The organism is Janthinobacterium sp. Bl 1 (genome assembly GCF_058215535.1).
The window spans coordinates 5315833-5335882 of sequence record NZ_CM177086.1 but is presented as its reverse complement, the minus strand read 5'-3'; the positions used below and the strand labels follow the sequence as shown (position 1 = coordinate 5335882).

21 protein-coding genes are annotated in these 20050 nt (G+C 61.2%); 13 read left to right on the top strand and 8 right to left on the bottom strand.

Going from position 1 to position 20050, the window contains the following annotated elements:
• Positions 1 to 5: 5 nt before the first annotated feature.
• Complete coding sequence (locus AC4BCN_RS24080) at positions 6 to 728, top strand: ABC transporter ATP-binding protein (RefSeq protein ID WP_128143263.1); 723 nt, start codon at positions 6 to 8, stop codon at positions 726 to 728.
• Positions 729 to 844: 116 nt separating this feature from the next.
• Here the strand turns inward: AC4BCN_RS24080 and AC4BCN_RS24075 are convergent, their stop codons facing one another.
• Positions 845 to 1411, bottom strand: a complete 567-nt coding sequence (locus tag AC4BCN_RS24075) for a phasin family protein (protein ID WP_034747490.1) — start codon at positions 1409 to 1411, stop codon at positions 845 to 847.
• Between the two features lie 350 nt (positions 1412 to 1761).
• Here AC4BCN_RS24075 and AC4BCN_RS24070 point away from each other — a divergent pair, with 350 nt between their 5' ends.
• The 3 genes from AC4BCN_RS24070 to pbpG all read left to right on the top strand — a co-directional run bounded on the left by AC4BCN_RS24070 (position 1762) and on the right by pbpG (position 4669).
• The gene (locus AC4BCN_RS24070; protein ID WP_034747493.1) at positions 1762 to 2679 is read left to right on the top strand and encodes a DMT family transporter; all 918 of its coding nucleotides are present in this window, start codon (positions 1762 to 1764) and stop codon (positions 2677 to 2679) included.
• A gap of 21 nt (positions 2680 to 2700) precedes the next feature.
• Positions 2701 to 3420, top strand: a complete 720-nt coding sequence (locus AC4BCN_RS24065; RefSeq protein ID WP_490491919.1) for a nitroreductase — start codon at positions 2701 to 2703, stop codon at positions 3418 to 3420.
• Between the two features lie 175 nt (positions 3421 to 3595).
• Entirely contained in the window at positions 3596 to 4669 is a 1074-nt protein-coding gene (gene pbpG, locus AC4BCN_RS24060; protein ID WP_139091031.1) for a D-alanyl-D-alanine endopeptidase, read from the top strand.
• A gap of 32 nt (positions 4670 to 4701) precedes the next feature.
• On the opposite strand, the gene AC4BCN_RS24055 is transcribed toward pbpG, so the two are convergent.
• Positions 4702 to 5481: an IclR family transcriptional regulator gene (locus tag AC4BCN_RS24055; protein ID WP_490491918.1), complete on the bottom strand. Its 780-nt coding sequence runs from the start codon at positions 5479 to 5481 to the stop codon at positions 4702 to 4704.
• Between the two features lie 154 nt (positions 5482 to 5635).
• On the opposite strand from AC4BCN_RS24055, the gene AC4BCN_RS24050 reads away from it, so the two are divergent.
• The 8 genes from AC4BCN_RS24050 (at position 5636) to AC4BCN_RS24015 (ending at position 12539) form a co-directional block, all read left to right on the top strand.
• Positions 5636 to 6019, top strand: coding sequence for a diacylglycerol kinase (locus AC4BCN_RS24050; RefSeq protein ID WP_139091030.1), 384 nt, complete (start codon positions 5636 to 5638; stop codon positions 6017 to 6019).
• Positions 6020 to 6149: 130 nt separating this feature from the next.
• Positions 6150 to 7154 (top strand): sulfate ABC transporter substrate-binding protein, encoded by a 1005-nt coding sequence (locus AC4BCN_RS24045; RefSeq protein ID WP_128142150.1) that lies wholly within the window; start codon positions 6150 to 6152, stop codon positions 7152 to 7154.
• Between the two features lie 44 nt (positions 7155 to 7198).
• Complete coding sequence (locus tag AC4BCN_RS24040; protein ID WP_128142151.1) at positions 7199 to 7765, top strand: RBBP9/YdeN family alpha/beta hydrolase; 567 nt, start codon at positions 7199 to 7201, stop codon at positions 7763 to 7765.
• A gap of 41 nt (positions 7766 to 7806) precedes the next feature.
• Entirely contained in the window at positions 7807 to 8445 is a 639-nt protein-coding gene (locus AC4BCN_RS24035) for a peroxiredoxin (RefSeq protein WP_034747512.1), read from the top strand.
• 342 nt (positions 8446 to 8787) lie between these two features.
• Entirely contained in the window at positions 8788 to 9597 is an 810-nt protein-coding gene (cysT, locus tag AC4BCN_RS24030; protein ID WP_223279094.1) for a sulfate ABC transporter permease subunit CysT, read from the top strand.
• Positions 9567 to 10520 (top strand): sulfate ABC transporter permease subunit CysW, encoded by a 954-nt coding sequence (cysW, locus tag AC4BCN_RS24025; protein WP_436480179.1) that lies wholly within the window; start codon positions 9567 to 9569, stop codon positions 10518 to 10520. Before cysT ends, cysW begins: the two co-directional genes overlap by 31 nt.
• A 1-nt stretch (position 10521) precedes the next feature.
• Positions 10522 to 11592, top strand: a complete 1071-nt coding sequence (locus tag AC4BCN_RS24020) for a sulfate/molybdate ABC transporter ATP-binding protein (RefSeq protein WP_072455473.1) — start codon at positions 10522 to 10524, stop codon at positions 11590 to 11592.
• A 14-nt stretch (positions 11593 to 11606) separates the two neighbouring features.
• Entirely contained in the window at positions 11607 to 12539 is a 933-nt protein-coding gene (locus AC4BCN_RS24015; RefSeq protein WP_070301441.1) for a CysB family HTH-type transcriptional regulator, read from the top strand.
• Here AC4BCN_RS24015 and AC4BCN_RS24010 read toward each other — a convergent pair.
• The 3 genes from AC4BCN_RS24010 to AC4BCN_RS24000 form a co-directional block, all read right to left on the bottom strand.
• Complete coding sequence (locus tag AC4BCN_RS24010; protein WP_072455471.1) at positions 12536 to 12889, bottom strand: MmcQ/YjbR family DNA-binding protein; 354 nt, start codon at positions 12887 to 12889, stop codon at positions 12536 to 12538. The genes AC4BCN_RS24015 and AC4BCN_RS24010 overlap by 4 nt on opposite strands.
• Positions 12886 to 13497: an immunity protein Imm33 domain-containing protein gene (locus AC4BCN_RS24005; RefSeq protein WP_490491917.1), complete on the bottom strand. Its 612-nt coding sequence runs from the start codon at positions 13495 to 13497 to the stop codon at positions 12886 to 12888. Before AC4BCN_RS24005 ends, AC4BCN_RS24010 begins: the two co-directional genes overlap by 4 nt.
• A gap of 75 nt (positions 13498 to 13572) precedes the next feature.
• On the bottom strand, positions 13573 to 14151 hold the full coding sequence (locus tag AC4BCN_RS24000; RefSeq protein WP_490491916.1) for a hemerythrin domain-containing protein: 579 nt from the start codon (positions 14149 to 14151) through the stop codon (positions 13573 to 13575).
• A gap of 397 nt (positions 14152 to 14548) precedes the next feature.
• Between AC4BCN_RS24000 and AC4BCN_RS23995 the strand changes: the two genes are divergently transcribed.
• The gene (locus AC4BCN_RS23995; RefSeq protein WP_490491915.1) at positions 14549 to 15100 is read left to right on the top strand and encodes a PEPxxWA-CTERM sorting domain-containing protein; all 552 of its coding nucleotides are present in this window, start codon (positions 14549 to 14551) and stop codon (positions 15098 to 15100) included.
• A gap of 84 nt (positions 15101 to 15184) precedes the next feature.
• Here AC4BCN_RS23995 and AC4BCN_RS23990 read toward each other — a convergent pair whose 3' ends face one another.
• The 3 genes from AC4BCN_RS23990 to AC4BCN_RS23980 form a co-directional block, all read right to left on the bottom strand.
• Positions 15185 to 17608 carry a TonB-dependent receptor plug domain-containing protein gene (locus AC4BCN_RS23990; protein ID WP_490491914.1) on the bottom strand — a complete coding sequence of 808 codons (2424 nt, stop codon included), beginning with the start codon at positions 17606 to 17608 and terminating at the stop codon, positions 15185 to 15187.
• A 294-nt stretch (positions 17609 to 17902) separates the two neighbouring features.
• The gene (locus AC4BCN_RS23985) at positions 17903 to 18949 is read right to left on the bottom strand and encodes an aldo/keto reductase (RefSeq protein WP_490493629.1); all 1047 of its coding nucleotides are present in this window, start codon (positions 18947 to 18949) and stop codon (positions 17903 to 17905) included.
• Positions 18949 to 19998: a quinone-dependent dihydroorotate dehydrogenase gene (locus AC4BCN_RS23980; RefSeq protein ID WP_338679538.1), complete on the bottom strand. Its 1050-nt coding sequence runs from the start codon at positions 19996 to 19998 to the stop codon at positions 18949 to 18951. The genes AC4BCN_RS23985 and AC4BCN_RS23980 overlap by 1 nt, the downstream gene beginning before the upstream one ends.
• Between the last annotated feature and the right edge of the window lie 52 nt (positions 19999 to 20050).

Genomic DNA, 20050 nt, shown 5'->3' with positions numbered 1-20050 from the left:
ATGGCTTGAACAAGAATGTATTGAAGGTATCGGGCCTGCATGTGGCCTATGGCGGCATCAAGGCCGTCAAGGGCATCGATCTGGAAGTCAACGAGGGCGAGCTGATCGCCCTGATCGGCGCGAACGGCGCCGGCAAGACGACGACCTTGAAAGCCATCACGGGCACTTTGCCGGCCTGCAAGGTCGAAGGCACGATCAGCTACCTGGGCGAGTCGCTCAAGGGGACGAAATCGTTTCATTTGGTGGAAAGAAAACTGGCCATGGTGCCGGAAGGGCGGGGCGTGTTTACCCGCATGTCGATCCGGGAAAACCTCATGATGGGCGCCTACACGCGCACGGACAAGGTGGGTGTCGAGGACGATATCGCCCGCTGGTTCGACGTCTTTCCACGCCTCAAGGAACGGGCGGCGCAGATGGCCGGCACCCTGTCTGGCGGCGAGCAGCAGATGCTGGCCATGGCGCGCGCCCTGATGAGCCATCCGAAACTGCTGCTGCTCGACGAGCCGTCGATGGGCCTGTCGCCCATCATGGTCGAGAAAATCTTCGAGGTGATCCGCAAGGTGTCGTCCGAAGGCATCACGATCTTGCTGGTCGAACAGAATGCCCGCTTGGCCCTGCAGGCGGCGCACCGCGGCTATGTGATGGATTCCGGCCTCGTCACCATGGGCGGCAATGCGGCCGCCATGCTTGACGATCCGCGCGTGAAAGCGGCGTATCTGGGAGAGTAAGCGTGCATAAAAAATGCCCCAGCTAGGCTGGGGCATAATGGCATCCGTCGGGGAAGTGCGGGATGGATGCCTGGAGGAGCTGGTACTAGCGGACCGCCGGAGCGGTCGCGCAAGAATTACTTGGCGGCAGCGCGTGGCACGACTTTTTCAGCTGCTTGCGTGAACTGGTTCACGGCCGAGGTCAGGTTCGCTTCGATGGCTTCGACGGCTTGCTTGCTGGTTTTCGAGAATTGCTCGTAGCCTGCATTGGCGTTGCCGATGGCGCTTTTCAGGATGGCGACGGCGTTTTCCGAACCGGCTGGCGCGTTCTTGGTGACTTCTTCCACCAGGGACAGGACTTTGCGGTTGGTTTCAGCGATTTGCGATTCAGCAGCTTTGCTGAACTCGGCTTGGGTGCCCGACGTGATGGCAGCCAGGTGACGACCGTAAGCGATGGCTTTTTCGGCGCTAGGCTGGGCTTGAGCAGCGCTCAGCGAGAAGAATTCTTGTGGATCTTTTGCCGACAGCAATTGCTTGGCGGCGGCGGTCGATTCTTCCAGGGTCGCTTTTGCAGCGGTCAGGTTCAGTTCGACGATCTTTTCGATGCCTTCGAAGGCTTTGCCCGTCAGCGACGAGAACAGGGCGAATTGGGCTTCCAGGTTGGCTTTGGTAGCGGACGAAAATTGCTCAGGAATTGAAAACATATAAATCTCCAAAAAATCGAAATCTGGTTAATTTGATGCTGCGTGTACCGTTTGGGAAAGCAGGTGAATCTAAATTTTTCAAGCTGAACAAGAATTGTGCAACGCAACAAACCCTATTCTACGGTTAAAAAAAACGAAGTCAAGCGTTTCTTGTGCGATGCAACAATTGAATAGATTTGGATCAAAAGTCATTGTTTCTAAAGAGAAATATTTGATTTCTGGGTGTCAATGGTTTATGCCTAAACTACCGTTTCCAGCGGCTACGGGGACGATTGCGGCGCAGCATGCTAGACTTTGCCTCCCGCACTGGCGCAGCACCTGGTGCCGATCCCGTTTCCCGAGTTGATACCATGTCCAATCTTCCCGCCGCGGCTGGCGCCAGCGGCAAAGCCTCTCTTCTGACCACTCTGACGCCGATGGCCTTGCCTGGCTTCTTCGTGTTGTTATGGAGCACAGGTTTTATCGTGGCCAAGTTCGGCCTGCCGTACGCGCCCCCGCTGACCTTTTTGCTGCTGCGCTTCCTGGGCGTGCTGGTGATCCTGTTGCCGCTGGTGCTGCTGTTGCGCGCACCGTGGCCCGTGGGACAGTTCCGCCAGATCGCCGTGGCCGGCATTTTGATGCAGGCCGGCTACCTGGCCGGCGTCTGGTGCGCCATCAAGCTGGGCATGCCGGCCGGCCTGTCCGCCCTGATCGTGGGCATGCAACCCGTGCTGACGGCTTGCGCCGCGCCGCTGATCGGCGAATCCGTGCGCCCGCGCCAGTGGCTGGGCCTGTTCTTCGGCTTGCTGGGCGTGGCCCTTGTCGTGTATGCGAAGATCAACCTCGTGGGCCTGACGGTGGAAAGCGTGCTGCTGTGCGTGTTCGCGCTGCTGTCGATGACGGCCGGCACCATGTACCAAAAACGCCATTGCCCGCAATTCGACTTGCGCACCGGCACGGTGGTGCAGTTTGCCGCCTCCATCGTCGTGGTCTTGCCATTCGCCCTGTATTACGAAGGACTGGACCTGCATTTCAGCAATGTGCAATGGACGGCGAATTTCATCGGCGCCTTGCTGTGGTCGGTACTTGTGCTGTCCATCGGCGCCATCTTCCTGCTGTTCGCCCTGATCCGCCGCAGCGACGCCACGAAAGTGACGGGCTTGCTGTACCTGACGCCGCCCACGACGGCCGTGATGGCCTGGCTGATGTTCGGCGAAGCGTTCAATATGCTGGGCATCGCCGGCATGCTGGTGGCCGTGGTCGGCGTCGTGTTTGTCGTCAAGAAATAGTTAGAGCGGGAGAGCAGGGCAGTGAACAAGCAAGCATTTGAAACACAGGCGGCGCAGCAAGCCGTCGACGCCGTCATTCTGTCGCGCCGTTCCATCCGCGCCTTTTTGCCCACGCCGGTGGCGCAGGACGATATCGCGCGCATCCTGGAAGTGGCGGCGCGCGCGCCTTCGGGCGCCAACATGCAGCCGTGGAAAGTGTATGTGCTGTCGGGCGAGGCGCGCGCGCGGCTGTCGCGCCGCATCCTCGACGTCTATGCCGCACCGAAGGCGCCCGATGCGCCCGCGCGCACGGCGTCGTATACCTATTACCCGCGCCAGTGGACGGCGCCGTTCATCGAGCGCCGTCGCAAGATCGGCCTGGACCTGTACCAGCTGCTGGGCCTGGAGCGGAGCGACACGGCCGGTATGGCGGCCCAGCATGGACGCAATTTCCAGTTTTTCGATGCGCCCGTCGGGCTGATCTTTACCATCGAACGGGTACTGGAGCAGGGTTCCTGGCTCGACTACGGCATGTTCTTGCAAAACATCATGCTGGCGGCGCGCGCGCGGGGACTCGACACGTGCCCGCAGGCTGCCTTCATCCATTACCATGACATTATCCGCGACGAGCTGGGCGTGCCGGCCAGCGAAATGGTGGTGTGCGGCATGGCCCTCGGCTATGCGGACCCGGGCAAGGTCGAGAACCGCCTGAGCACGGAACGCGAACCGTTGGCCGGCTTTGTTAAATTCATGAACAAATAGACATCCCGGCGATGTGCACCAGCAAATAACCGTCAAGGATGAGCTTGTTTGCTGATCGCTAACGATTTGTATTTCAGTACTGCAATAAATACTGTCCTAACTGTTAAATAGGCTTGCGAATACTCTGCATTTCGCTACACTGCAATAAGGCAACAGCTTCACGGGGAATTATCGAATGGCTAAGTTTAAACTTGCGCTGGGTATCCTGGCTTCCCTGCTGTTTGCGCTGGCGCCGGCTGCGGCCGTGCACGCCAAGGAAGCGAACGGCAAATCCTCAGCCTCCAAGAAACAGAACACCAAGAAAGTCAAAGTCGTGCTGCGCAAGAGCGCGAAGGCCGCGCCGCGCGACAAGACCGTGCGCCGGGTCGTCATGGTGCGCGGCAAACGCAAGGTCATCTATCAAAAAATCAGCAGCGTGGCCGTGCCCATGGCCGCACCGATGCCGACCATGGGCGACCTGGCCGGCCTGAACCTCACGCGCGACCCGCTCGACCTCAAGTCGAGCGTGGCGCTGGTGCTGGACCAGGCCAATTCGGAAGTGCTGTTTGAAAAGAATTCGAATGTGGCCCTGCCCATCGCCTCCATCACCAAGATGATGACGGGCCTGGTGGTGGTCGAAGCGCGTCAGGACATGGATGAACTGCTGACGATTACGGACGAGGACGTCGACCGCGCCAAGTTCAGCAGCTCGCGCCTGAAAGTGGGTTCGCAATTGACGCGCGCCAATATGCTGCACATCGCCTTGATGAGCTCGGAAAACCGTGCCGCCTCGGCGCTGGGACGCAATTATCCGGGCGGCTTGTCGGCGTTTGTCGATGCCATGAACAGCAAGGCGCGCCAGCTGGGCATGATGGATACCCATTACGTCGATTCCAGCGGCTTGTCGAAGATGAACGTGGCCAGCGCGCGCGACCTGGGCAAGCTGGCCATGGCCGCTTTCCGCCATCCGCTGCTGCGCGAGTACTCGACGGACCCGAAAGCCATCGTGGAAGCCAGCGGTCAGCCCATGCAGTTTGGCAATACGAATCACCTGGTGGCCAACCCGGGCTGGGAAATCGGCTTGCAAAAGACGGGCTTTATCAATGAGGCGGGACGTTGCTTGATGATGCAGGCGGTCATCGAAGGACGGGCCGTGATCATGGTCTTCCTCGATTCCAAGGGAAAACAGTCGCGCACGGCCGATGCGGGCCGCATGCGCAAGTGGCTCGAAGCACTGAAGCCTGCCAACATGAGTCTGCCCGGCGGCTAAAAGAAACAGGGCAGCGTTGCTGCCCTGTTTCTTTAGTCTTGGGGTATAAAACCCAAAGTCACTGAAATCTGGTTCGCCGTTTCGACGAGGTCCGCCAGCCACTCATCCTGCAAACGGTCGGCTGGCGCCGAGATCGACAGGCCGGCGATCAGCTTGCCCGTATCGTCGCGGATGCCCGCTGCCATGCAGCGCACGCCCAGTTCCAGCTCTTCATTGTCGCGCGCATAGCCGCGCTCGCGCACCAGGCTCAGTTCGCGCTCTAACTTTTGCAGATCCGTGATGGAATTCTTGTTGTGCCCGGCCAAGCCCGTGCGCGTGGCGTAGGCGCGGATGGCTTTCGGCTCGTCCACGGAGAGGAACAGCTTGCCGGTCGAGGTGAGGTGCAGCGGGCCGCGGCCGCCGATGGCGCGTACCACCTGCATGCCCGAGCGCTCGGAAAATGCGCGGTCGATGTAGACGATCTCGTCGCCCTGGCGCACGGACAGGTTGATCGTTTGCTGGGTTTTCTTGTGCAGCTGGCGCATAAAGTCCAGCGCCGCTTCGCGCACGCTGAGGCGGCTTTTCACCACATTGCCCAGTTCCAGCAAGCGCATGCCCAGCCGGTACGTGCCCGGTTCGATGCGGTCGACAAAGCGCGTCAGCACCATGTCGTTGAGGATGCGGTGCGCCGTCGAGGGGTGCAGGCCCGATACTTTCGACAATTCCTTCAGGCTGACCGGGTCGGAATATTTGGCCAGGGCATCGAGCAGGGCGACCATGCGCTCGATCACCTGGATCGTCGTCTTCGGGGCAGCGACCGGTTCAATTTTCATGATGGATTTGGTGCAATGCAGTATTCATCCTTCTTTATACCATGATGTGAAAAAATAGTGAAATGTTCCGAGATAGATAGCGAATAAATTGTCACAATCCCTATTGTGCCCGTCATAATGCGTGGATAGCATGTACTTTGAACCATGGAAAACTATGCAACCTGTCAATGAATTCAAGAGCAAAAGCGGCTTGAAACGGATTTTCTCCGCCTTTTTCTACTCGCTCGATGGCTTGAAAGCGGCCTGGCGCCACGAACATGCATTCCGCCAGGAACTGGGCCTGTTCGTCGTCGGCACGGTGATCGCCTTGCTGCTGCGCGTTTCCGCATTTGAAAAGCTGGTGCTGATCGGCGTGCTGCTGCTCATATTGATCGTCGAACTGATCAATTCTGCCCTGGAAGCCGTGGTCGACCGCATTTCGCTCGAACGCCATCCGCTGTCGAAAAACGCCAAGGACTTCGGCAGCGCCGCCGTGCTGCTGACCTGCATCCTGGCCTTTGCCACCTGGGCCGTCATTTTATTTAACCGTTTTTATTAACTGCTAAATCCCCGTTGCGCGCTGTCCATATGTGAAAAACGCATATCAAACGGCGAAACGCTTCGTTCTCTTTGCGGCCATGGCGCCGTAATCTGGTGGCTCTGCAAGTTCAACCACACGGGGATCTTAGATGCTGTCGAAAAAAATCATCATTGCCGCCGCCATCAGCGCGTTTGCCATTCTGCAAACGGCGCAGGCTGCCGATATCACCCTGCTCAACGTGTCGTACGACCCGACGCGCGAGCTGTACCAGGATGTGAATACGGCATTTGCCAAGGAGTGGAAAGGCAAGACGGGCGACAACGTCAAGATCAAGCAATCGCATGGCGGTTCCGGCAAGCAGGCGCGCGCTGTCATCGACGGCCTGGAAGCGGATGTCGTCACTCTGGCCCTGGCCTACGACATCGATGCGCTGGCCGAGCACAAGCTGCTGGCCGGCGACTGGCAAAAGCGTTTGGCGCACAACAGCTCGCCATACACCTCGACCATCGTCTTCCTCGTGCGCAAGGGCAACCCGAAAGGCATCAAGGATTGGAGCGACCTGATCAAGCCGGGCGTCTCCGTCATCACGCCGAATCCGAAAACCTCGGGCGGCGCCCGCTGGAACCATCTGGCAGCATGGGGTTACGCGCTGCGCCAGCCGGGCGGCAACGAGGCGAAGGCCAAGGATTTCCTCGGCAAACTGTATAAAAACGTGCCCGTGCTCGATTCCGGCGCGCGCGGCGCCACCACCACTTTTGTTGAGCGCGGCATCGGCGACGTGCTGATCGCCTGGGAAAACGAGGCTTACCTGGCCGTCAAGGAACTGGGTCCGACCAAGTTCGACATCATCACGCCCTCCGTCAGCATCCTGGCCGAGCCGCCCGTGGCCGTCGTCGACAAATTTGCCGACAAGCACGGCACGCGCAAGGTGGCCGAGGCTTACCTGAACTACCTGTACACGGATGAAGCGCAAGACATCATCGCGAAGAATTACTACCGTCCGGCAACGGACAAGGCGGCGAAGAAATACGCCTCGCAATTCGCCAAGGTCAACCTGTTCACCATCGAGCAAGTGGCGGGCGGCTGGACGGCCGCACAGAAGGCGCACTTTGCCGATGGCGGCATCTTCGACCAGATCTACCAGCCTAAATAATATCGGATGGCACGATGGCCAGACCGTTACTAAAAGGACACATCATGGCGCTGCGCAGCTTTTCCGATTACCGGGTACTGATCGTGCCGGGCTTGCATAACAGCGGCCCCGAGCATTGGCAGAGCCGCTGGCAGCGCCTGTATCCGCAGTTCGAGCGGGTCGAGCAGGACGACTGGAACGCGCCCGACCTGGCCAGCTGGTCGGCGCGGCTGGACCAGGTGCGGCGGCAGGATGCGCGCCCGACCCTGATCGTCGCACACAGCTTCGGCTGCCTGACGACGGCGCACAGCCTGGCCCGCGACCCGCAGGGCGTGGCCGGCGTGCTGCTGGTGGGGCCGGCCGATCCCGACAAGTTTGGCGTGGCGAAGGCATTGCCGCAAAAGCGGCTGCCTTGCCCCGGCATCCTGATCGCCAGCCAGACCGATCCGTGGATGACGGCCGAACACGCGGCGCAGTGGGCACGGCGCTGGAATTGCAAGTATATTGATGGCGGTGCGCTGGGCCATATCAATGCCGAGTCGCGCCTTGGCGACTGGGTCTACGGCCAGGCGCAATTGCAAACGCTGTTTGATCTGGCGCAAAGCGACAAGCGCCACCGTCAGGCAGCCTGATTCGACGAACATTCCGCCACACAACCTCACAGGAGATCACGATGACTTTACGCCTGGGCGATGTCGCCCCTGATTTTGAACAAGACAGCTCGATCGGCCCGCTCAAGTTCCACGAGTGGGCTGGCAATTCCTGGGTGGTGCTGTTTTCACACCCGGCCGACTTTACCCCCGTGTGCACGACGGAACTGGGCTTGACGGCCAAGCTCAAGCCGGAATTCGACAAGCGCAACGTGAAGGCCATCGCCCTGTCCGTGGACGCGGCCGAGTCGCACAAGAGCTGGATCAAGGATATCGAAGAGACGCAAAACACGGTCGTGGGCTTCCCCATCATTGCCGACGTCGACAAGAAAGTCTCGGTGCTGTACGACATGATCCATCCGGAACAATCCGTCACGGCCACCGTGCGCTCCGTTTTCATCATCGACCCGAACAAAAAGGTGCGGCTGATCCTCACGTACCCGCTGAGCACGGGCCGCAACTTCAATGAAATCCTGCGCGTCATCGACGCTTTGCAACTGACGGACGGCTATACGGTGGCCACGCCAGGCAACTGGAAAGACGGCGACGACGTCATCATTCCATTGACTGTGCAAGACCCGGACGTGATCAAGCAAAAGTATCCGAAGGGCTTTACGGCCGCCAAGCCATACCTTCGTCTGACGCCGCAGCCGAACAAGTAAGAACGGGGTCAGTCGCTTCGCGATTGAAATGCGTCCTACTAGGACGCATTTCCCCGCCGGGTCTGACCCCAGCCGTCAAGGTTTTGGGTTAAGTGTGTGCCCACCCCAACCCCACCCCAAAAGCCGGGGTCGGACCCGCAGGGTCCGACCCCTTTTTTTCGCCCATAGACTCCGCCAGCAGGTATGCAAAATCCATCTAAGCAAATGAGAAATGGTTAGTTCTTTTTATAACGGTTGCATGTGATTATTGCGCCCTATAACTCAAAAATGTAATAAGAAGGGGTTTCTATGTCTGCAGCATCAGCAGCACCGCTCAAGGCGCGCGGAGCGCCGTTTCGGGTCATGCCGGGGTTTAAGCTGTCACTGGGTTTCACGCTCTTTTACCTGGCCCTGATCGTTCTCATCCCGCTGTCGTCGGTGTTCCTGAAGACCTTCACCATGACGTGGGAGGCCTTCTTCAGCGCCGTCACGTCCGACCGCGTGATGGCGTCCTACCGCCTGACGTTTGGCGCTTCGCTGATCGCGGCCCTGTTGAACGTGGTGTTTGGCGGCATCCTGGCCTGGGTGCTGGTGCGCTATAAGTTTCCCGGCAAGCGCATCATCGACGCGCTGGTCGACTTGCCGTTCGCCTTGCCGACGGCTGTGGCCGGCATCACCCTGACGGCCCTGTATTCGTCGAATGGCTGGTTCGGCCAGTTCATCGAAGGCGTGCTGGGTATCAAGGTGGCGTTCACGCCGCTGGGCGTGGTGGTGGCGCTGACTTTCATCGGCTTGCCTTTCGTCGTGCGCACGGTGCAGCCGGTGCTGGAAGACGCGGAAAAGGAACTGGAAGAAGCGGCCGCCAGCCTGGGCGCCAGTTCATTGCAAACATTTATCCGCGTCATCTTCCCCACGATTTTCCCTTCGCTGCTGACGGGCTTTGCGCTGGCCTTTGCCCGCGCCACGGGCGAGTACGGTTCCGTGATCTTTATCGCCGGCAATATGCCGATGGTGTCGGAAATCACGCCGCTGTTCATTATTACCAAGCTGGAACAATACGATTACGCAGGCGCCACGGCCATCGCCGTGGTGATGCTGGTGGTCTCCTTCCTGCTGTTGTTGACGATTAACCTGCTGCAAGCATGGGCGCGCGGAAAGGCGAAGAAATCATGAGTACGAATACGACTGCCGCCGCTGGCGTGGACAAGGCGCTGCCGACAGCGCGGCGCTTCGAGCCGAATGTCGGCCCCGTCGTGCTGGAACCATTGTGGGTGCGCACGGTATTGATCACCATCGCCCTGCTGTTCCTGACGGCCTTCCTCATCGTGCCCCTGGTGGCCGTGTTTGCGGAAGCGTTCAAGAAGGGCTGGGAAGCGTATATCGCCGCCATCATCGATCCGGACGCGATTTCCGCGATTAAATTGACCCTGATCACGGCCGCCATCGCCGTGCCGCTGAACCTGGTATTTGGCGTGGCCGCTTCCTGGTGCATCGCCAAGTTCGAATTCCGCGGCAAGAGCATCTTGCTGACCCTGATCGACTTGCCGTTTTCCGTCTCGCCCGTGATTTCCGGCCTGATCTACGTGCTGATGTTTGGCGCCCAGGGCTGGTTCGGCCCGTGGCTGCAAGCGCACGACATCAAGATTTTGTTTGCCGTGCCCGGCATCGTGCTGGCCACCATCTTCATCACCTTCCCGTTTGTCGCGCGTGAATTGATTCCGCTGATGCAATCGCAGGGCAGCGAAGAGGAAGAGGCCGCTATCGTGCTGGGCGCCTCGGGCTGGAACACTTTCCGCCGAGTCACCTTGCCGAACATCAAGTGGGGTCTGCTGTATGGCGTGATCCTGTGTAACGCCCGCGCCATGGGCGAGTTCGGTGCCGTGTCGGTCGTTTCCGGCCATATCCGCGGCGAAACGAACACCATGCCGCTGCAGGTGGAGATTCTGTACAACGAGTACAACTTCGCCGCCGCATTTGCCGTCGCCTCCCTGCTGGCCCTGCTGGCCCTGGTGACCCTGGCCTTGAAAGCTTTCATTGAGTGGCGTTTGAACGAGAGCGACGCCGACGATTCCGCCTTACGTTCTACGGAGCACTGATATGACCATCGCAGTTAACAACATCCACAAGCGTTTCGGCGATTTCGTCGCCCTCGACAATATCTCGCTGGACTTTCCCGCCGGCGAATTGACGGCCCTGCTGGGTCCGTCCGGTTGCGGCAAGACCACCTTGCTGCGCATCATTGCTGGCCTCGAACATCCGGACAGCGGGCAAGTGCTGCTGGACGCGGAAGATGCGTCGAACCGCCACGTGCGCGAGCGGCAAGTCGGTTTCGTCTTTCAGCACTATGCGCTGTTCAAGCACATGACCGTGTTTGAAAACGTGGCCTTCGGCTTGCGCGTGAAGTCGCGCAGCGAGCGCCCGTCGGAAGACCAGATCCGCCGCAAGGTCAAAGATTTGCTGGAACTGGTGCAGCTGGACTGGCTGGCCGACCGCTATCCGCCGCAGCTGTCGGGCGGGCAACGCCAGCGCATCGCCCTGGCGCGCGCCCTGGCCGTCGAGCCGCGCGTGCTGCTGCTCGACGAACCGTTCGGCGCTCTCGATGCCAAGGTGCGCAAGGAATTGCGCCGCTGGCTGCGCCGCCTGCATGACGATCTGCACGTGACCAGCATTTTCGTCACGCATGACCAGGAAGAGGCGCTGGAAGTGGCCGATCAGGTCGTGCTGATGAACAAGGGTACCGTCGAGCAACTCGGTTCTCCTGAGCAAGTCTACAACCACCCGGCGTCCCCGTTTGTCTACGGTTTCCTCGGCAACGTCAACCTGTTCCACGGCCGCGTGCATGACGGCGTGATGGCGACCGGCGACGCCAGCTTCGAGGTGCCCGATTATGCGGGCGTCAGCGACAGCAAGGGCACTGCCTATGTGCGGCCGCACGACCTGGAAATCGACCGCTACACGCAGGGCGCGGAAGGCATCGTCGTCAAGCTGAGCCGCGCCCATGCGATCGGTCCGCTGGCCCAGCTGGACTTGCAGCGCGTCGATAACAGCGAGCTGATCGAAGCGGTGATGTCGAACGAGCGTTTTACCCATCTGCAGCTGAAGGAGGGGGAGACCTTAGTTGTCCGCCCGAAACGATTACACGTGTTCGTTGAACCGACAAGAACCTGAGAGGCTGGAACACTATGAATTTTCAACAACTGCGTTCGATCCGCGAAGCGGCCCGCCGCGGCTATAACCTGACGGAAGTGGCCAACGCCCTGTTCACGTCGCAGCCGGGCGTAAGCCGGCAAATCCGCGAACTCGAGGACGAGCTGGGCGTGGTGATTTTCGAGCGCAACGGCAAGCGCTTGACGGGCTTGACCGAACCGGGCAAGGGCATTCTGAAGATCGTCGACCGCCTGTTGATCGAGGCGGAAAACCTGCAGCAGGCCAGTCTCGAATACAGCGGCCAGACCAGCGGGACGTTATCCGTGGCGGCCACGCACACGCAGGCGCGCTATGCGCTGCCGAAAGTGGTGCAGGGCTTCCGCGCCGCCTTCCCCGAGGTCCGCATCGCGCTGCAGCAAAGCGCGCCCGAGCATATCGCGGAATGGGTGTTGTCGGGCAAGACCGATATCGGCATCGCCACGGAAGGCTTGAGCCAGTTCCCCGACCTCGTGTCGTTCCCGTGCTACCGCTGGAGCCATCTGATCGTCGTGCCGGACGGCCACCCGCTGCTCGAGCACTCGCCGATCCGCCTGGAAGACCTGGCGAAATACCCGTTGATTACCTACGACAAAGGCTTCACGGGGCGCGGCCATATCGACGACGCGTTCGCCAAGGCGGGCGTAACGACAGACATCATTTTGACGGCCATGGATTCGGACGTCATCAAGCAGTACGTGGCGCTGGGTCTGGGCGTGGGCATCGTGGCTTCGATGGCCTTCGACCATGGCCGCGACAAGGGGCTAAGGGCCGTGGAAGCGTCGCATCTGTTTGCCACCAACACGACGCGCCTGGCCGTGCGCCGCGGCGCCTACCTGCGCGCCTATGCCTACGAGTTCATCCTGCAGCTGGCGCCGGACCTGACGCGCGAAGACATCGACCGCGCCATGGCGGGAGAGGAAGCCCTCTAGGCGATTGCCGCCCTTTGCGCGCGCGTCAGGCTGGCCACGGCGCGCGCGTAGCTATCCTGCACCAGTTCCGCCAGGTAATCGGCGGGGAAGCGCGCCACGTCGACGATGGTCACCCAGTGAAAGCGGCCCATGTAGCGGGCCGGTTTCACGCCGGGCATGTCCGTTAGTTCGATAAAGCGCTCGGCGCTGACCCGCAGGCTGAAGCGCCACTGTTCTGGTGCGCTGGTCTTGAAATAGGCAAATTTCTTGCCGCTCACTTCACACACGAGGATGTTCGACGGCGGGCCATGCAGCACGGCTTGCGCGCCGGGCAGGGCCGCGCAAAATTGCTTCAGTTCATCTGTTGTCATTCGTCAACTGCCATGAATTGTTGCGTGTTGTGGTCGAAGGCATAGGCCGATCCGGCGGGCGCATCCAGTAGCGCAATACAACGGTCGTCCACGCTGAGCACGGCGCCCAGCGATACGAGGGCCACGTTGGCGCTGTCGTTCATGTAGTCGTCGCTTTCGTCGTTGGCCGTGAAGCGCCAGCCGCTGTCGTCGTCGTTGTCCGGCTCCTCGCGGTACAGATAGCCTACGGGCGCGCCGTCTTCCAGCACTTTTTTCGTCACGAAGCACAGGCCCGCGTAGCGGTTGACGAGGTTGTCGTCATCGTCGTGCTGCGTATTGATGATGTGGCGCGCCGCGAAGGCGATGGGGTCTTTGGCCTGCAAATCGGCGATGTAGCCGGGCATGTTGTCGAGCTTGCCGGTGAAGTGCCCATGCGGCTCGACCGTATCGACCAGCACCCACATGCGCTCGGCGCCTGGCGCTTGCGGGTCGTCGCTGTGGAAGGCGAAGATCCGCTTGACCACCTCGCCGGGGCGCACCTGGGCGATGGCCTCGGGCGGTGATTTATAAAAAGTATAGGGGTGGCGCGCCGCCAGTTCGGCGGCGTCGGCAAGGTGCCAACTGGGCATGGTGGTCCGTCATCGGAGTCGAAGAGCTCCCATGGTAGCTGATTGCCCGCCGGCCTGGCTACTCGGCAGGTCGGCTCAGGCCGTTTTGCGGGCAAACAGCCTGGCCGCCACCAGCACGCCGGCTGCGCCCATGACCCAGGCGGCGGTGCTGCTGGAAAAGCCGATCAGCGTATTGGCGGCGATCTTGCCCGCTTGCGGCTTGACCAGGGCCATGCGGCGCTGCGTCATCTGTGCGCCCAGCTCGCTCAAGCGCCTTGCTGTCAGCTGCGTCTCGGCTTCCGGCAGCAGCACGGTTTCTTCATCGGCCACATGGTGCAGCACGCCGCGCATCATTTCCAGTAGCAGGGCGTCATGGCGCATGGCGGCGGCATCGGTTGCGCGCAATTCGGCGATCAGGCGGCGCATTTCCTGGTGCTCGGGCACGCTTTTCTGGCGTACCGCAGCGTCGCCGTCCAGCTGGCGCATCTGCGGATAGAAAATTTCCTCTTCCAGCTGTGCGTGGATGTCCAGTGCGCTGCAGATGGTTTCGGCCAGCGCTTTTTTGACGGCAGGCTTTTTGCTGGTGGTGTACTGGTGAAAGGCCAGCAGCACGTGACTATGGTCGAAGCGGATCATGTCGGTGATGGAGGGACTCAATTTGCTTAAAGTCAGCATGGCGTGCTCCGTGATGGATGTCGGCAGGAGCATGCATGATAGGGCGCGGCGACGGGCCGTCCGGCAGGAAAAATGGCGCTTGTCTGCGCTGGCGCAAGACGGCGTGCGATAACGTCGGCCGGGCTTGCCTGAACGGCGCCTGCGCCTGTGTGAATTAACAACACTTCAGTCCAGCCCGCCCATTTCATGGCCCAGGTTGTACGAAGCATGACACTGCGCAAAGCGGGCTCATGTAATCAATGCATGAGACCGATTGAAATTTTCAATGGCTGAAGATGTTTCTTTTATTGCATTTTGATTTCCTGAATGATATCTTTTGTCCAATCGCAAGGAAATGTAATAAAAATATAAACAACATTGTAATTTTTGAAATTTATCAATAGGGGAAACTATGAATATGACTAAACGTGCTGTGCTCGGTCTCTGCCTTGCTGTCTCGGCTTGCCTGGCGCCATTGGCCCAGGCTGCGAGCTGGGTGGAAATCACCGATCCTGCCATGAGCGGCTTCGCGGTGGGCAGCAAGACCGTTACCTACGGCAGCGTGGCAGCGGACTCGGTCTGGGTCTATGACGGCGCCAACCCGTCCGGCGCGCAAAGTGCGGCCGCCATCCAGAGCTTGGTCAGCACCAAGTTTGGTCTGCCATCGAGCGGCGCCGGTTCGCTGGTCTTGGCCGCCCAGGGCGACATCGCCAGCAGCAAGTCCGGTTCGTTCACCGTCAACTCCAGCTTTGACTACCTGGCCGTGCATTATGGCCGTGGCGAACTGTTGTTCCACTGGGACACGCCGCTGGCCGCCAATACGGTTTTCAGCCTGAGCAACCTGCCGCGTGGCCTGAGCAATTTCCGCGCGTTCAACTCGGTCTCGGCAGTGCCTGAGCCAACGACCTACGGCATGCTGCTGCTGGGTCTGGGCCTGGTCGGTTTTGCCGCGCGCCGCCGCCGCGCCTGAGTCTGATGCGCCTGCGGGCGCAAGACATGAAAAAGCCCGGAAACGCACCTTGCGTTCCGGGCTTTTTGCATGGTAGAGCGCTATTTACCAGCTATAGCCAGCCTTGGCGTAGTAGTAGCGGCCGTTGAAACCGTTCGGCGCGAAGATGCTGTAGGGCTGGGTGCCGTTGACGTTCAGGTTGCCTGCGCTCGTCACTTGCGCCGGGTAGCGGTTGGTCACGTTGTCGATGCCGGCCACGAGGCGCCAGTTCTTGCCCAGTTTCACGGAACCGGATACGTCCAGCACCCATTGCGGGTCGTACGTCTGGTCCAGCTTGGCGTCGTTCTGCGGCACGGTGAAGCTGCCGTAGCGCGTCACGACGCCGTGCGCATTCCAGATGCCGAAGCCGTAGTCGGCGGCCAGGCTGAACTTGTCCTTCGGCGACGCCACCGTGATGCGGTCGATGCTCTGGCGGTCGATCAGTTTCAGGTTGTTGGCCGTCAGGATGGCCGGATTGTCGGCGATTTTCTGAACCTTGCTCTTGTTGTGGTTGTACGCCACGGTGAGGTCCAGGCGGTCCTTTTCCTGCAGGTCGATGCGGTAGGTGCTGACGATGTCGACGCCTTCCGTGCGCGTATCGACGGCGTTGGTGAAATAGCGTCCCGAGCCCACAGGCGTGCCTTGCGCGGCCAGGACGCTTTTCAGGGCATTGTTGAGGACCAGATTGGCCGAGAACAGGATGCGGTTGTCGATGTCGATGCGGTAGGCATCCACCGTCGTCGTGAAGTTGCGGTTAGGCTGGAACTGCAGGCCCAGGCTGTAGTTGCGGGCCTTTTCCGGTTTCAGATCCTGTGCACCGAGGGCGCGTGCCTGCGGCGTGTTGACGGCGAAGGTACCCGTCTCGATCGGCGTGTTGATGCCGTTGACGACCTGGAAGTTGGTCGTGGTGATGGTGTAGTACTGCTGCGCCAGCGATGGCGCGCGGAAGCCGCTCGACACGGTACCGCGCAGGGACAGGGCGTCCGTGAAGGCATAGCGCGCGGAACCCTTGGCCGAGGTGGTGCTGCCGAAATCGCTGTAGCGCTCATGGCGCAGGGCCACGCCGCCCGACAGTTTCTTCGTCGCTTCCGCTTCCAGGTTCACATAGATCGACTCGTTGTGGCGCGAGTGGCTGCCCGCGTTGGCAGGACGGAAGCCGGCAAAGCCTTGCGAGCCGCCGCCCGTGTACGACGCTTCGTCGCCGGCGCCGATGCTGTACTTTTCATGGCGCGCTTCGGCGCCGACGGCTACCGTCAGCGGGCCCGTAAAGTAAGAGACGGGAAATTCGCGCGCGGCATCGAGGTTGAATACGGTCTGTTCGTTTTTCAGCGAGCCGGCATAGAAATGCGTGGGGCTGTTCGCGCCCAGCGACTGGTTGACCGTGTTGTCGAGATCCAGTTCGAACTTGTTGCTGCCGTAGTTCAGGCTGGCATCCCAGCGCCAGCCGGCCGCCTCGCCGCGCAAGCCCGTGACGATGGACTGGTCCGTCAGGGTGCTGTTTTGCAGCGGCAAGAAGCCTTGCGGATAGATCGGCGTGCGCAGGGCGGACTGCTTCGTTGTAGGCAGGGCGGCGTTGAGCGCTGTGCGCCAGGTGGCGGCGGCCGACGTATCGCGCTTGCCATAGTTGCCGAAGGCGTACCAGTCGATATTGTCGTTGATGCGGTATTCGCTGTTGAGGAAAATCGTCGCCGGCTTGCTTTCCGGATCGCCATAGCGCTGGTTGACCTTGCCGTAGCGCGGCTCGGCCGGATTGCGGAAGTCGGCGCCGGCGCGGTTGGTCGGATCGCGTTCCGCCACTTCCGCCGAGACGCGCACCCAGCCGTCGTCGCCCAGGGCGAAGCCGGCCGAACCCTTGATGGATTTTTGCTTGCCATCGCGTTCCTGCGTCTGGCCATAGCCCACTTCGACGTCGCCGCCTGCCGCGCCTTTTTTCAGGATGATGTTGATCACGCCGGCAATCGCATCGGAACCGTACTGGGCCGCCGCGCCATCGCGCAGCACTTCCACGTGGTCGATGGCGGCCAGCGGGATGGCGTTCAGGTCGACGGGCGCCGAACCGCGGCCCAGCGAACCGTTGACGTTGACGACGGCCGACGTGTAGCGGCGCTTGCCGTTCACCAGCACCAGGGTCTGGTCGGGCGACAGGCCGCGCAGCTGGGCCGGACGCACGGCGTCGCTGGCGTCGGCGCCCGTGGCGCGGGCAAAGTTCAGTGATGGCAGCAGGCGCGCCAGCACGGTCGCCAGCTCGCCCGAACCCGTGCTTTGCAGGTCGCGCGACGTGAGGATGTCGATCGGCGATTCGGAGTCGATGGTGCGGCGGTTCTTGGCGAAGGTGCCGGTAACCACCACCGATTGCAATTCGCCTTCGGCCGGCAGTTCTTGCTGCGCTTGCGCCTGCATCGGCAGGCTGAAGCAGGCGACCAGGCTGGCGGCGATAACGGTTTTGACGGGGAGGGCGGGAAGCTGGGAACGGGCGGTGCTTGAACTCATCGACGATATCTCTTCGGTTGGTGGTTGCGCGGACCATGACGGTCCGATGATGCAATCAGATTAACAGTGGGCACGCGGCGTGCTTACGAATCGTTCTGTCTATCGATATGCAATAAATGTCTGAAAGACGTCAACATGGCGCGAGTAGCGCATATGGCCTCGTTTCCAGCATACGACCGGGCAAGGCATGGCCGCAATGCTGCACAGCAGTAAATTGCCAGCTGTTGTATAAATACGACTAGTTGCGATGAGAGGGGAGCCTGGCGGCGGCCTGCGCCGCCAGACGGAGCGCGCTTACTGCCCAGGGTTGGGCAGGCTGGCGTGGATGGCGTCGACGGCCGCTACCAGTTCTGGCGACAGGCTGACTTGATGGGCGTCGATATTTTGCTGCAACTGCGCCACGCTGGTGGCGCCGATGATGGTCGAGGCCACGAACCAGCGCGAGTAGCACCAGGCCAGCGCCAGCTGCGCCGGCGTCAAGCCGTGCGCGCGGGCCAGCGCCGCATACTGGGCGGCTGCCGCTATGGTTGCGGGGCGCACGTAGCGTGGACTCCAGCCGGGCGGGAAAATCGTCAGGCGGCCCCTGGCTTGAGGATCGTCGAGGTATTTCGCCGTCAGCTGGCCGAACGCCAGCGGGCTGTAGGCCAGCAAGCTGACATTTTCCCGGTGGCAGGTCTCGTCGAGCAAGCTCGTCTCGAAATGGCGCGCCGTCAGGTTGTACAGGTTCTGGACCGAGGCGATGCGCGGCAAGCCCTTCAGCTCGGCCTGCTTGACGTATTCGCACACGCCCCACGACGATTCGTTCGACACGCCGATGTGGCCGATCTTGCCTTCGTCGACCAGCTTGCCCAGCACGGCCAGCGTGTCTTCGATGGCGACCGACGCGTGTTCCTTGCGCGGGTTGTACACGCTGGCGCCGAAGATGGGCAGGTTGCGGCTGGGCCAGTGCAACTGATACAGGTCGATGTGCTCTGTCTGCAGCCGGCGCAGGCTGTCTTCGACGGCGGCGCGGATGTTGACTGCGTCGTGGTCCGTCTTGCCATTGCGTATCCAGTGCATGCGCGAGTTCGGCCCGGCCACCTTGCTGGCCAGCACGATCTGGCTGCGCTTGCCGCTTTTCTTCAGCCAGCTGCCGATGTAGCGCTCGGTGCTGCCCTGCGTTTGCGCGCTGGCCATCACCGGATACATCTCGGCCGTGTCGATGAAGTTGATACCGCGTTCGAGCGCGTAATCGAGCTGGCTGTGCGCTTCGGCTTCGCTATTCTGCTCGCCGAAGGTCATCGTGCCCAGGCAGATCGTGCTCACTTCCAGGCTGCTGGAGCCCAGCTTGACCTTGTCGATCATTTCGCCTGCTTGCCGCGCAGCGCGCGGGCGCAATCCTTGATCAGGGCGGGGCCCGCGTAGATCAGGCCGCTGTACAACTGCACCAGCTGCGCGCCCGCCTCGAGCTTGGCCAAAGCATCCTTGCCCTGCATGATGCCGCCCACGCCGATGATGGGCAGCGCGTCGCCCAGTTCCGCTTTCAGCAAACGGATGACATTGTTCGACAGTTCGAACACGGGCGCGCCGGAAAGGCCGCCCGCTTCCGCGCCGTGCGGCATGCCTTCGACGGCGCTGCGCGACAGGGTCGTGTTGGTGGCGATGACGCCGTCGATCTGGTGGCGCGTGAGCGACTCGGCGATGCTTTTCACCTGTTCGCCATCCATGTCCGGCGCGATTTTCAGGGCCAGCGGCACGTAGCGCTTGTGCTTGTCCGCCAGGCGCGCCTGGGCTTCCTTGAGTTGCGACAGCAGGGCGTCGAGTTCGGACGCGCCCTGCAACTGGCGCAGGTTTTTCGTGTTCGGCGACGAGATGTTCACCGTCACATAGCTGGCATACGGGTAGACTTTTTCCAGGCACAGCAGGTAATCGTCGGCCGCGCGCTCGATGGGCGTGTCGGCATTCTTGCCGATGTTCAGGCCCAGCACGCCCGCGCGGTTCTGGTAGAACTTCGACGCCTGCACGTTGGCGACGAAGGCGTCCACGCCGCCATTATTGAAACCCATGCGGTTGATGATGCCCTGCGCCTGCGGCAGGCGGAACATGCGCGGTTTCGGATTGCCCGCCTGCGCGCGCGGCGTGACGGTGCCCACTTCGATGGAACCAAAACCCAGGTCGGCCAGCGCGTCGATATAGGCGCCATCCTTGTCCAGACCGGCGGCCAGGCCGACCGGGTTGGGGAAGGTGATGCCCATCACCGTGCGCGGGTCCGCCGCCGGTTTGCCGGCCAGCTTCGTCAGGCCCAGCGCGCTGGCGCGTTTCAGGGCGGGCAGGGTCAGATGGTGGGCCGCTTCGGCATCCATCGAGAACAGCAGCGGGCGGGCGAGGGAGTACAGGAATTTTTCAGACATGGGGCGCTTTGAGTAGGTGTGCGGACCGCCGGGAAGGGCTGGCGGCGCGCGA